The 12,455-nt window shown below is 38.2% G+C and carries 12 protein-coding genes and 1 pseudogene; 12 read left to right on the top strand and 1 reads right to left on the bottom strand.

The window, feature by feature from the left end; all coding sequences use genetic code 11:
* The 8 genes and pseudogenes from ACNQGS_RS28380 to ACNQGS_RS28345 all read left to right on the top strand — a co-directional run.
* Positions 1 to 660 (top strand): annotated as a pseudogene (locus ACNQGS_RS28380) (multi antimicrobial extrusion protein MatE); the annotation flags it as partial.
* A 65-nt stretch (positions 661 to 725) separates the two neighbouring features.
* Entirely contained in the window at positions 726 to 1,559 is an 834-nt protein-coding gene (locus tag ACNQGS_RS28375; RefSeq protein WP_491490298.1) for a sugar phosphate isomerase/epimerase family protein, read from the top strand.
* Between the two features lie 186 nt (positions 1,560 to 1,745).
* The gene (locus ACNQGS_RS28370; protein WP_491490297.1) at positions 1,746 to 3,293 is read left to right on the top strand and encodes a GNAT family N-acetyltransferase; all 1,548 of its coding nucleotides are present in this window, start codon (positions 1,746 to 1,748) and stop codon (positions 3,291 to 3,293) included.
* Positions 3,294 to 3,326: 33 nt separating this feature from the next.
* Positions 3,327 to 4,256, top strand: coding sequence for a glutaminase A (glsA, locus tag ACNQGS_RS28365; protein ID WP_491490296.1), 930 nt, complete (start codon positions 3,327 to 3,329; stop codon positions 4,254 to 4,256).
* Between the two features lie 68 nt (positions 4,257 to 4,324).
* Positions 4,325 to 4,951, top strand: coding sequence for a fumarylacetoacetate hydrolase family protein (locus tag ACNQGS_RS28360; protein ID WP_491490295.1), 627 nt, complete (start codon positions 4,325 to 4,327; stop codon positions 4,949 to 4,951).
* Between the two features lie 169 nt (positions 4,952 to 5,120).
* Positions 5,121 to 5,651 carry a TetR/AcrR family transcriptional regulator gene (locus ACNQGS_RS28355; RefSeq protein WP_491490294.1) on the top strand — a complete coding sequence of 177 codons (531 nt, stop codon included), beginning with the start codon at positions 5,121 to 5,123 and terminating at the stop codon, positions 5,649 to 5,651.
* A gap of 181 nt (positions 5,652 to 5,832) precedes the next feature.
* On the top strand, positions 5,833 to 8,916 hold the full coding sequence (locus ACNQGS_RS28350; RefSeq protein WP_491490293.1) for an MMPL family transporter: 3,084 nt from the start codon (positions 5,833 to 5,835) through the stop codon (positions 8,914 to 8,916).
* 236 nt (positions 8,917 to 9,152) lie between these two features.
* Positions 9,153 to 9,725, top strand: a complete 573-nt coding sequence (locus ACNQGS_RS28345) for a hypothetical protein (RefSeq protein ID WP_491490292.1) — start codon at positions 9,153 to 9,155, stop codon at positions 9,723 to 9,725.
* A gap of 64 nt (positions 9,726 to 9,789) precedes the next feature.
* On the opposite strand, the gene ACNQGS_RS28340 is transcribed toward ACNQGS_RS28345, so the two are convergent.
* Positions 9,790 to 9,990 (bottom strand): hypothetical protein, encoded by a 201-nt coding sequence (locus ACNQGS_RS28340; protein WP_491490291.1) that lies wholly within the window; start codon positions 9,988 to 9,990, stop codon positions 9,790 to 9,792.
* A gap of 316 nt (positions 9,991 to 10,306) precedes the next feature.
* On the opposite strand from ACNQGS_RS28340, the gene ACNQGS_RS28335 reads away from it, so the two are divergent.
* The 4 genes from ACNQGS_RS28335 (at position 10,307) to ACNQGS_RS28320 (ending at position 12,380) form a co-directional block, all read left to right on the top strand.
* Positions 10,307 to 10,468 carry a hypothetical protein gene (locus ACNQGS_RS28335; RefSeq protein ID WP_491490290.1) on the top strand — a complete coding sequence of 54 codons (162 nt, stop codon included), beginning with the start codon at positions 10,307 to 10,309 and terminating at the stop codon, positions 10,466 to 10,468.
* A gap of 272 nt (positions 10,469 to 10,740) precedes the next feature.
* The gene (locus tag ACNQGS_RS28330) at positions 10,741 to 11,844 is read left to right on the top strand and encodes an AI-2E family transporter (protein WP_491490289.1); all 1,104 of its coding nucleotides are present in this window, start codon (positions 10,741 to 10,743) and stop codon (positions 11,842 to 11,844) included.
* Between the two features lie 164 nt (positions 11,845 to 12,008).
* Positions 12,009 to 12,152 carry a hypothetical protein gene (locus ACNQGS_RS28325; protein ID WP_491490288.1) on the top strand — a complete coding sequence of 48 codons (144 nt, stop codon included), beginning with the start codon at positions 12,009 to 12,011 and terminating at the stop codon, positions 12,150 to 12,152.
* Positions 12,153 to 12,242: 90 nt separating this feature from the next.
* On the top strand, positions 12,243 to 12,380 hold the full coding sequence (locus ACNQGS_RS28320) for a hypothetical protein (protein WP_491490287.1): 138 nt from the start codon (positions 12,243 to 12,245) through the stop codon (positions 12,378 to 12,380).
* Positions 12,381 to 12,455 lie beyond the last annotated feature (75 nt).

Below are 12,455 nucleotides of genomic sequence, written 5' to 3'. Positions count from 1 at the left end.
CCTGATACTGCTTTAAGACAAAAAGACATTTCTGCCTTTTATTTTCCGTTGGTTTTTTATTTGTCCTTTCAGACCATCTTAATTCCGATGATTTATGCGTTTCTTGGCAAAATTCAGGATGTTCATTTAGGGATTGCCTCCTTTGCACTTGCGTTTAGCATTACTAACCTGATTCTCAGTTTTTTTATGTACACACACCAAATTGTTCTGCAATTTTATGAACATAACAAACAGACAGTTTTAAGATGTGTAATTGTTTTTAGTATTGTTCCATCTGTCTTTTTGGCTAGTCTTAGTTTCACTAGCGCGGGTCCTTGGTTTATGAGCACGGTATTAGGGGCGGAACCGAAATTGGCGGCAGAAAGCCTCGAAGTATTAAAATTCTTTATCTTTAAGACCTTGGTCTTTCCGTGGGTTGATTATTTTGGCGGGATTCTTATGCTTCAAAAGAGCACAAAATCTCTATTGAAACCGCAAATTTTTAATATGATCGCTGTTATCCTGATGATTATTCCATTGGTGTATTGGTATCCAGGGTTGAATGGCAAGGCAGGTGCTATTGCAGCTTCCACTGGCGAAATCATCGGTCTTTTGGCTGTTTCCTTCGTCGTTACCCGGAGAGGAAAGGGAAAACAAAGAGAGGAACAGAAAGTAGTTTAGTAAATTGTTCACGTTAACATTTTTGAAGACATGTTTGGCTTATAGAACGAAAGAGGTGGATTACTATGAATTTAGGGATTCGGGCCCATGATATCGAAGCAAATTCATTAGAAGAACTGGTGACAAAAATAGCGGATAAAGGGTTGAGTTGTGCTCAGTTGGCATTAAGCAAGTCATTGCCACTCCTTTATCCGGAATCAGGAAGTCTATCTCCTGGCCTTGCCAGCCATGTGGGTAGAGCTTTTTCTGACAGGGGAATTCAAATTGCCGTCTTAGGTTGTTATATTAATATGATTCATCCAGATTTAACAGAGAGAACAAAAGGCCTTGACCGTTTTAAAGAACATATCCGATTTGCAAGGGATTTTGGTTGCAGCATCGTCGGGACAGAAACAGGCAATGTCAACGCAGAGATTGTTTACACGAAAGAAAATTTTAAAGAAAAGCCTTTTATGGAGGTAGTTGAAAGTGTCTCAGAACTGGTAAAAGAGGCAGAAAAATTTGGTGTCATTGTTGGGGTTGAGGCAGGTGTCAATCATCCCGTCTATTCTGTTCAAACCTTGAAGCGTCTTTTAGATATGATTGACTCGCATCATTTACAAGTTATTTTTGACCCTGTGAATCTCTTAACCATTGATAACTATTTACAGCAGGATGAGATATTTGAAGAAGCATTTGCTTTGTTGGGAGATAGGATCGTTATTTTCCATGCCAAAGACTTTATCATTGAGGGCAACTCTTTGAAACAAGTTCCAGTTGGAAAAGGCTTGTTGCATTACGATAAGTTGTTTAACTTAGTAAAGGCAAAAAAACCATATATCAATATTCTGATTGAAGGAACCAAGGAACCTTTTATTGATGAAAGTATTCACTATTTGAGACGGATATACGAAAAATAGTAAATTAATCATGAAGGAAAAAGAAGCTGACTAAATGGTGTGAATGACACCTTTTTTAGTCAGCTTTTTCTGTGTACTTGAATTTGACTTTGAAATAAGGGCATCCTAAATCAAAAATGCAATTTAAGATAAGGATTTTTTAATGGAACTTCATAGCTTTACTTTGAGAGCAGGGGTGTGAAAACCATGTCAGAGACAGATATGTCCAAATACGAGAAGAAAATTGAGATCCGCAACATCCTTATGGAAGACATAGATGCTATTATTGCGCTGGGTAAAGTTTGTTTCCCCAACATGGACCCATGGAAGCGGGAGCAACTGATTAGCCATATTCGAATTTTTCCTGAGGGTCAGATTTGTGTGGAATACGAGGGTAAAATCGTAGGTTCCTGTTCAAGCCTTATCGTCAATTTTGACGAATACGACGATCAGCACACCTGGGACACCATTACAGACCATGGGTATATCACGAATCACGACCCAAGTGGACTTAATCTATATGGGATTGAAGTGATGGTTGATCCTGAATATCGGCGCATGAAATTAGGTCACCGTCTTTATGAGGCTCGAAAGGAGCTTGCTGTTCGTTTAAATCTTGAAAGCATCATTATTGGCGGACGAATCCCAAACTATCACAAATACAAGGATGAAATGACAGCAAGGCAATATGTAGAAGAAGTGGAGAAGCATAACATTTATGACCCTGTGTTATCCTTTCAGCTTCTGCAAGGCTTTAAAATTAAACGGCTAAATACGAGCTACCTCCCAGACGACAAAGCGTCCGATTCAATGGCCACCTTGATGGAATGGAATAATGTCGATTATCGGCCAAAATCAAAGCGTATTTATCGTACATCATTCCCCGTTAGAATTTGCGTCGTCCAATATATGATGAAGAAAATTGACTCTTATGAAGATTTTAGTACACAAGTGCAATATTATGTGGACGTTGCAGCCGATTTTGGTTCAGATTTTGTGGTATTTCCAGAAATATTCACGACCCAATTGATGTCCTTTCTTGAAGAAAAAAGGCCAGACCGGGCAGTAAGGCGCCTTTCGACCTTTACAGATCAGTATATAGAACTGTTTACGCAGCTTGCTGTAAGATATAACATCAATATTGTCGGCGGAACCCATTTTATCGAAGAAGATGGAGATATATTCAACGTAGGTTTTCTTTTTCGGCGGGACGGCACCATTGAAAAACAATCGAAGCTTCATGTGACACCTAACGAGAAAAAGTGGTGGGGAATCGCTGAAGGAAATGAGATCAATGTATTTGAGACGGATTGCGGAAAAATTGCCATCCAGATATCCTACGACATCGAGTTTCCTGAACTCTCACGAATTGCAGTTGAAAAGGGCGCCAATATTATTTTTGTCCCCTTTAGTGCAGAAGATCGGCAAAGCTATCTTCGCGTACGCTACTGTGCCCAGGCCCGTGCCATCGAAAACCAAGTTTATACCTGTATTGCCGGAACTGTGGGCAATCTAACCCATGTAGAAAACATGGATATTCAATATGCACAATCTGGTATTTTCTCGCCGGCCGATTTTGAGTTCGCAAGGGACGGGATTGTCGGGGAATGTGATGCGAACGTTGATACCGTCGTGGTTGGCGATGTTGACCTTGAGAAATTGAGACGCTCGCGGAATTCCGGTTCGATGCGGCAATTACGTGACCGGAGACATGATTTGTATCGAATTGAATGGAATGGCTTATCAAAAAAATAAAATTAAAGGTGCATATACTACGGGTGATGAATAATGCCATGTCAATCGAGTGACGAATTAAAGAGATTAGTGGAAGAAGCAAAACGATGTACGAAAGATGGGAAAGTCGCAGATTATATTCCCGAGCTGGGTAAAGCAAATCCTCATGCGTTGTCGATTGCGATAAACTATCCAGACGGAAGATGTATCTCTGCAGGAGATATTGATAAAAAGTTTACCTTGCAAAGTGTTTCAAAGGTTATTAGCTTAGCATTGGTTTTAATAGAAAATGGCTTTCACTACGTGTTTGAACGAGTTGGGATGGAGCCAACCGGTGACCCGTTTAATTCAATTGCAAAGTTGGAAACCATGGCTCCAGCCAAACCATTAAATCCGATGATCAATGCCGGGGCACTTGTCGTAACTCATATGATAAAAGGGGATTCAGTAGAGGAGCGGTTCAATCGGTTATTAGGCTTTATCCGGGAATTGGCAGGCGACCCTGCCATTGGCTATAGTAAGACGGTAGCCCGCTCGGAGTTTGAATCGGCTGACTTAAACCGGGCACTTTGCTATTTTCTCAAGCAGCATAATATTATCACTGAGGATGTTGAAACATTATTAGATTTATACACCAAACAGTGTGCGGTAGAAATGAATTGTTTGGATTTAGCAAGAATTGGGATGATTTTTGCAATGGATGGCGTTGATCCACTTAACGGAAAAAGAATTATGCCTGACGATGTAGCGAGAATTTGCAAAACATTTATGGTTACGTGCGGAATGTATAATGCTTCCGGTGAATTCGCCATAAAAATAGGCATCCCGGCTAAAAGTGGGGTATCAGGCGGGATCATGGGGTCTGTACCTGGTAAATTTGGTATTGGCATTTTCGGCCCCGCTTTGGATGAAAAAGGGAACAGTGTGGCTGGACTTAAACTTCTAGAACTTTTGTCAAGAAAATATCGGTTGAGCATGTTTTAAGCGATTCCTTGTTGTATAGTTGATGTTAAGAGTAAGTTTTAATAATTACAATAAAATGAGGGATTGTCATGAATAAGATTTCTAATATCTACTGCGTCGGTCGAAACTACGCTGAGCATGCTAAGGAACTGCAAAATGAAGTGCCGACTTCTCCGATTATTTTTTCCAAACCTACTCATGCCTTGGCGGAAGCTGTTGGTCAGGAAATTTTACTGCCTGGAAATCGAGGTTCTATCCATTTTGAAACAGAAATAGTGATAAGGATAGGAAAATCTTATGAAAAAGGGATGAGAGTAGAGGAAATAGTCGACAGTATGGCCATTGGCATCGATTTTACCTTACGGGATGTTCAAAGTGAACTCAAGAAAAAAGGCCAGCCATGGCTATTGGCAAAAGGATTTCCGAACTCAGCTATTGTGAGCAAATTTATCTCCTTTCCTGGGATAGAAGAAATGAAGAAGACCGATTTTTCTCTTCTTATAAATGGTAACAAGGTACAGCAAGGGAACATAAAAAATATGATCTTTGATTTGCAGACCATAATTGATTTCATCGCCCTAAACTTTGGATTAGGGGAAGGGGATTTAATCTTTACGGGTACTCCTGAAGGCGTTGGACCAGTGAAAGGCAAAGATCATTTATCATTACTTTGGGGAACTTCGGTTCTTGGTGAAAGTATTATAAAACTAAATTAAGTTACTTAACAGGCTCAAAGGAATACCTTCGGGCCTTTTTTGACAGTTTTTTTAGTCTACGCATGGAGTAGGTCTATTCTTGTCTTGCTATCTATTGAAATATAACCGTACAATAGATTTCGCTAGTATTTCGATTATCCTTAAAAAATTAATATAAGGAATGTGCACTATGAACTATACAACCGAACGCACGAGACGCCAAATCATCCAAAGTTTTATTCATGTTCTGCAGACTAAACGATTCTCTTCCATCACGATTCAGGATATATGTGATGATGCCTTAATTCATCGCACAACGTTTTATCGTTATTATGAAGATAAATACAGTTTACTCAAAGATTTTATTTATCATTTATCTGAAGAAATTATTCATTTGAATAAAAAATCGAATGCTGACCCCTTTAAATTACTGGTTGATTATGTAGAAAAAAATTCGGTGTTATTCGAAAATACTTTATTAGGGTCTGAGGGACATATTTTATTCAAAAGCATGGTGAAAATTGCAAGTGATATTATACGGGAACATTCCAAAACAGAAAACGATCCCATTTCTAAAAAAATCAATCAGTCGAAGTATCCTGATGTCATTTGTGACTTATATGCCACTTCATTTATGACCATTTTACAGAATTGGATGAGTAAAGAATATAATTACCAGAAAGAAGAGTTGTTCGAAATCTTTAATCAGGTGATGAATTAATAATACAAATTGTTTTAAATGTATTATTTTAACACGCTCGTTCTTTTTTGCACTTTGAACCCATCTTTCCACCTTGCTATAGTGACTATTGTGAAAAAGGATTTTTTGATGTTTTATACTTTCCGAGAGAAACCAACAGGGAATTTAAGCATTAAAAAACAACACGGGAGGGAGCTGCAAGGTGAAAACAATCATAAAAAGCCGTTGGGCAATTTTTGCCATTTGGTTAATTGCGACCATATTGCTTACAGTCATTCAACCGGATATCAATGCCATATTGCGGCAAAAAGGGCAGCAAGGAACGAGTAATGACAGTCCTTCAGCTATCGCTGATCATATCCTAAAAAAGATGGAGACCACTAAAGGTACGAACAACATTATCGTTTTTTACGATAAACATAAAATTTCTAATGATGAAATGAAAAAAATTGGTGATGCTGTAGAGGCCATACGCGATGACAGCTCAGAGCTTGGTATTGCGGACATGATTGATCCTTTTAGTATACCTGAAGCAAAAAGCTCTTTAATTTCTAAAGATGGTACCACACTGATGGTAAGCTTCAAACTCGATAAGAAAGCAAGAGAAATAGATGATATCAAAGAACAACTAGACAGCAAACTTAGTAAAGTACCTGTTGAATATTATCTTAGCGGTGAAGATTTTATCAATAATGATTATTTGAAGGCATCACAAGCAGGAGTCGAGAAAAGTGCTGCATTGACCGTTATTTTTATTTTAGTTGTCCTTATCCTTGCATTCAGGTCAGTAGTTACACCTTTTATTTCCTTAATAGCAGTAGCCTTTTCCTATTTATGTTCGATGGGAATCGCCGCTCAATTAATTGATAAAGCAGGGTTTCCGATAACAAGTCTGACCCAAATGCTGCTTATACTCATTCTTTTTGGTATTGGTACTGATTACAACATCCTTCTTTTCAATCGATTTAGGGAGGAACTATCCCATGGCAACTCGATTGATGATTCCATCGTAATCACCTATAAAACGGCGGGTAAGACGATAGCTTATAGCATATTAACGGTATTTATCGCGTTTCTTGCTCTCGTTTTTGCCGAATCACCAATTTATAAATCCGGTGTGGTTGTCGTCATAGGTGTAACCATACTCTTGCTTGAAATTTTGACCTTAACACCATTCATTATGAAAGTTTTAGGCAAGAAGCTCTTCTGGCCTTCAAAGAATGTATTGGGTCATAAGGAAAACAAGTTCTGGGGGAAAACATCCTCCTTTGGAACAAAGCATCCTATTATAACAGTCGTTGTATTACTTTTGATCATTGGGCCAATGGTGTATTTACATCAGGAAAAGCTCAACTTTGATACCATTGGAGAACTTGGGAATAAATATCCTTCTTCTAAAGGATTTAATATTGTGGCTGATCATTTTGGCAAAGGCCAGGCAATGCCAGCTACTGTTGTCATTGAAAATAACAAAACACTAGATAATAATGAATCACTTGCCGTCATTGATGACTTGACCGAGAGACTCAAGAGTATTAATGGGGTTAAGCAGGTTTCTTCGGCAACACAACCTCAAGGAGAGCCAATTGCTGGTTTTTACGTCGACAGTCAAATGGGGTCTGTAACTGATGGTATTTCAAAAACTCAAGATGGTGTGGAACAAATAAATGATGGCTTGAAGCTGGCTCAAGAAAAATTGGGATCAGCGGACTTTTCACAGGTTAACCAAATGGTGGATGGTACAGCAAAGCTTCAAGAAGGCATGACCGCGCTGACAAATGGATTAAAGCAAATCCAATCCGGAATAGATGGTGGATCAAGCAACTCCCAAACGATTATGAGCGGCATTGCTGCCATCCAAACGAATTTGTCAAAGATGAGCAGTGGAGTAGCGGTGTTAGCAGATAATTATGGAAAAATGCAGGCTGGCTACGCTGAGATGGGAACCCACTACCAAGGTGCAGCACAGGCATTGCTTGGTGTAAAAAGCGCACTCACGCAAATGCAGACCATGGTGGATGCTTTAGGCAGCAGTTATTCAAATTCGAGTAATGACACCAATTACCTAGCACTAAAGCAAACAATTGATCAGGTATCATCGTCTTTAAGTCAAATTACACCTGAAGGAATCAACACATTAAATGAAAATTATAATGCAGTAACGGCTGGTTTTGCTACTGCAAATAATAATCTTGCCAGCATGAGCAGCGGTTTATCCCAGATGGCCGATGGTTTGAAAAAGCTTGAATATGGTCTAGGGAAAGCTTCGTCGGGAATAGGCACAATCGTAACAAATATGAATAGTGTCACCAATGGACTTGGCCAGATGAAGTCAGGTCAGCAGCAGCTTGTAGCAGGTCTCAATGGATTCAGTACGTTTGGACAAAAGCTATCAGAAGTAAACGGTGGTTTACAGCAAATTTCTGACGGTTTAGGAAAGACGAATGGTTTCTTAACACAGTTTAATACGAGTAGAACCTTCTTTATCCCGAAGGAAGCATTGACGGATGAAAACTTTAAAAAATCATTAGACGTGTTCATGTCCAATGATCGAAAAATTACGAAGATGACGATTGTGTTAGAAGATGATCCTTATTCTAAAGACGCTTTAAACACGATTAATAAGATAAATAAAGCAGTTTCCAATGGACTAAAAGGCACAAATCTTTCACATGCCAAGTCGGGTGTGTCTGGACCAAGCGCCACAACGAATGATATGAACGATATATTGAGCCGTGATTTGAACAAAGCTACCGCGATCGTTATTATCGGAGTATTACTAGTCTTGTTCTTAGTCATACGTTCGTTCTGGACACCAGTTTTTATCACCGCGTCTCTTTTAGGAGCCTATTATACTGCGATGTTCATCATTAACTATATTTTCATAGATTGGCTGGGATATGCCGGTATTTCTTCCTTTGTTCCATTCTTCTCTTTCATCATCATTGTAGCCTTGGGAGTGGACTACAGTATATTCTTAATGATGCGCTATAAGGAATATCAACATCTGTCGCCAAAAGAGGCAATCGTTTTGGCTTCCAGACATACAGGTGGTGTCATTATATCGGCAGTCATTATACTCGGTGGCACCTTTGCTACACTAATGCCATCCGGAATTATCCTGTTGGGTGAATTGGCAATAGCTGTCATCACAGGTCTTGTCGTCCTATGCTTTATCCTGCTGCCGGTCTTTTTGCCGGCGATGATTGCCTTGCCAGAAGCCCTTGCCAAATTATTTTCCCGTAACAGGGAAGACGAATTGAGCTTGGAGGAAAAAGTAATTTAATAAGTAGGTAGAGGATCCCGATGGCAAATGCTATCGGGATTATTTTGTTACTCCTTCTTACGACATTTTTTGATCAGGTAATAGGACTATTTTAGTAAAAACCATGATTAATGTGGATTTATGTAATAATAAGCAGGAATTTAAGTTTTTAAAAAGAAATATAAAAGATATGTTGAAAGATAAGGAGAATAACTGTTTTCAATCATTCTATTAAGGTTTGAAAGAAGGTGTATGATATGATGGATCATTTTTTTGCAGACTATAAAAAATTTATTGTTGTACCGGAAGATGAAAAAAAATGCAATGAAGTATTTGATCACAAAAACTATGCAGCATATTATATACTAACACTGTCTTTATTTGATCCACGAATATCGTGCTGGAGAGATGCGGGTAAATTTGAAATAGATATTGATAAAAGTATTGAATCGGTACTAAAGGGCTTCAATGAAAAGCAGCGTGAGAGGTACCATCTTCAATTACTGGAAGTAGATAAGTCGAAAAACTATTTTATCTTAGCCCTTTCGTCAAAAATAAAATTCACATCAGAGGAAGAACAAGACAGCATTTCTTTTATTATTGATAGAATATTAACGAACCCTTTTTATGTTGCGCAAAGCTGGTTCAACCTAATTGGTGAAAAAGGAAGAATCGCGCGTAAACTATTCAGCTGCTCGTTTAAGGAATATGTGATTGAAGATTCAACCAATCCAAATAGGGACGAAAAATATGAAAACATTAGTGAATTTCCTAAACCAAATGGAGAAATTAAACTGCTTAAAAATTCTTTGAAACGAGATGTTCTCTAAGAAAGGGTACCTAGATAATGATGAATTATCTAGGTTTTTTTTCTAATGTTAAAAATAACTTATGTTACTCTTTTTCCGAAATTACCCACCCATCAGGTGTCTTTATAATATGATAAACATCTTCATCGAATTCTTTTCGTAGTTCTTTATATTCCTCATTTTCAATTTTAATCTGTGTTTTTTTAATATATTTCACCATAATTTCTGGTTTCTCAACTTCAAATACTAAATCATTGATTATAAAATAGGTTCTTTTGCGATTCATGAATGAATTCCCCCTCGCACATTTCTTATGTATAGAATTTGTCAAAAATGAATAAAACCCTATAAATCCTATGTAAAATTTTTGTAAAGAGCGCAAATTTACACTGAATTAACACTGAATTAACACAATAAATACAAGGATTAAATATTAGCTTGTTAAACTACTAACAGTAATCGTAAAGGTAAATTATTCGGGAACTGGGGTAGGTGCCGGTTATGACCAGGATGATCTTGGATTTGTTTACCGCCCTGTTTGGTATACTGGTACAAGCAATGATGAAGTAATTGCTAGTTTAGGGAGCGAAGAAGATTTCTTTATGGCTGGCCACTGGATTAATAAAAAAGCAGATGCCAAGGGGCAGGCTGTCATTGTCAAAGAGCAGGATAAAGACATCACTCTGATTGGATTAGAAGCCGGCTTTCGTGATCATACAGATTACTTGTTCCGACTATTATCCAATGCCATTTTTGTAAAATAAGAATAAAGTTTAGGCTTGGCTCAAACTAATGAGCCAGGCCCGTTTTTTGGGCTTTATTAGGAAATTGACAATTTCGTGTTTCATTATTTGTAAAATGTGGTGTAATAATTTTTAGTAGCGTTTCTGCGATAAGTAGAGACGCTTATCCTATTTCTTCAATAATTTTTACAATGAACATAGAAAAGTCTGCTAAAATAACTATGAAAATACTGTATATTATTCCAATACTTTGATATACTTTAACCCAAATATTGAGGCAAGGGGTATAAACTGTGGCAAAATCCAAATTCCAATTCTGGCTCATTCAAATTTTACTAATTTTAACGATTATTTTCGTTTCAACAAAAATCACCTTTATGTTTAAGCCTATAGGAGTCTTTTTCTCAACAGTTTTCTTTCCCATTCTGATCACTGGATTCCTTTATTTCCTGTTAAATCCGTTGGTGAATTTTCTTGAGCGTAAAAAGCTTCCCAGGCTAGCCTCGATCCTTATCATATATGTCGGGTTTATTGGTCTCCTGGTGCTGGCGATTAGCAGTTTAGTACCAGTTGTGTCGAAGCAGGCGACGGATCTTGCCAATAATCTGCCGGTCTTCGCCCATGAGACCACTGAATTTTTAAAAGATGTGGTCAAGTCATCAGAATATAAAAGCTTCAGGAATACTCAGAGTGAAATTATCGACACGGTGCAGCAACGGTTAATGGAATATGCAAATACATTGCCAAAAACGCTGACGAACGCACTCTTGGGTTTGTTTGGAATGGTCACCAATCTAGCGATTATTCTTGTCACAGTACCATTTCTATTATTTTACATGTTTAAGGATGGTCATAATTTTCCAAAAGCCGTTTCAAATTTTATTCCAACCGGATATAGAGAAGAGAGCCTGAAAATATTGAAAGAAACAGGGGAGACATTGTCTGCCTACATCCAGGGGCAGGTTATGGTTGCCCTGGCAGTTGGAACCTTGTCTTTTATCGGTTATTTAATCATTGATTTGCCGTATGCATTGATCTTGGCGATCATAGTTGCCTTTACCAACATTATTCCTTATGTAGGCCCAATCATTGGCGGCGCCCCCGCTGTGCTCGTTGCTTTGTTTGAGTCACCGACGAAAGCTTTATTGGTTATCGTCGTCATCCTTGTCGCTCAGCAAATAGAAGGGAACTTCCTATCCCCGATGATCTTAGGTAAGTCATTGGATACACATCCGGCCACCATCATCATTATTCTATTGGCTGCCGGCAATCTGGCAGGAGTACTTGGAATGGTATTGGCTGTGCCAACCTACGCTGTTTCAAAAGTAATTGTTTTAAACCTAGTCCGATTTTTGAGAGCCAGAAAAGCTGCAAATAAGATCGTAGAGGGAACTTGAGTTTTTCCTTTTTGAAACACGGGGACGGTTCTCGTGCCTCATATCATGAGGCATAAGAACCGTCCCTTTGCTTCATTTTTTATATATGTAATTTACATATACGGGTAAGCTGATATATAATAGGTGTAAATTACACATATGAGTGAACAACTGGAGGTATTTTTATGAGTGAGCGCGAAGAAATTTTGATGTATAAAACTTCTGATATTCTTAAGAAAGATACCAGCAGGATGAATTTAAACGATATTATTGAGGAGTTGGTAAATATTATCGAATTAAACAACAAGAATAGCAAAGCCGCAAATTGATTAAAACTGTATGGTAGCTGCTTGTATCGTATAATCCCAATAGATAAGGTGATAATAATCCCATGATTCTTTTAAACAAGGAGTGGGATTATGTATCAAATAGCCGATATCACAGAAAATCAGAAGGAAAAGATAAAGCAGCTTGAACATGAATTAGGCTTAGTGTTAATTGCATACGACGATGAAAACGGTGGGCAGATGCGGGAATACAGCAAGGACACGAAGTAATAACAAGGAACCTGTAGAGTGGACATTTTGAAAAAAAGTCATTCTATAGGTTTTTTTGTGCAAAGCTCATGAAGG

The organism is Neobacillus sp. PVCKKU3, from assembly GCF_058323225.1.
The sequence above is the reverse complement of the archived record's forward strand: the minus strand, read 5'-3'. Positions and strand labels throughout refer to the sequence as shown.

Excerpts from the sequence above, each read along its gene's own strand:
- ACNQGS_RS28375 (WP_491490298.1), top strand. The coding sequence starts at position 726 with ATGAATTTAGGGATTCGGGCCCATGATATCGAAGCAAATTCATTAGAA.
- ACNQGS_RS28370 (WP_491490297.1), top strand. The coding sequence starts at position 1,746 with ATGTCAGAGACAGATATGTCCAAATACGAGAAGAAAATTGAGATCCGC.
- glsA (WP_491490296.1), top strand. The coding sequence starts at position 3,327 with ATGCCATGTCAATCGAGTGACGAATTAAAGAGATTAGTGGAAGAAGCA.
- ACNQGS_RS28360 (WP_491490295.1), top strand. The coding sequence starts at position 4,325 with ATGAATAAGATTTCTAATATCTACTGCGTCGGTCGAAACTACGCTGAG.
- ACNQGS_RS28355 (WP_491490294.1), top strand. The coding sequence starts at position 5,121 with ATGAACTATACAACCGAACGCACGAGACGCCAAATCATCCAAAGTTTT.
- ACNQGS_RS28345 (WP_491490292.1), top strand. The coding sequence starts at position 9,153 with ATGATGGATCATTTTTTTGCAGACTATAAAAAATTTATTGTTGTACCG.
- ACNQGS_RS28340 (WP_491490291.1), bottom strand. The coding sequence starts at position 9,990 with ATGAATCGCAAAAGAACCTATTTTATAATCAATGATTTAGTATTTGAA.
- ACNQGS_RS28335 (WP_491490290.1), top strand. The coding sequence starts at position 10,307 with ATGGCTGGCCACTGGATTAATAAAAAAGCAGATGCCAAGGGGCAGGCT.
- ACNQGS_RS28325 (WP_491490288.1), top strand. The coding sequence starts at position 12,009 with ATGAGTGAGCGCGAAGAAATTTTGATGTATAAAACTTCTGATATTCTT.
- ACNQGS_RS28320 (WP_491490287.1), top strand. The coding sequence starts at position 12,243 with ATGTATCAAATAGCCGATATCACAGAAAATCAGAAGGAAAAGATAAAG.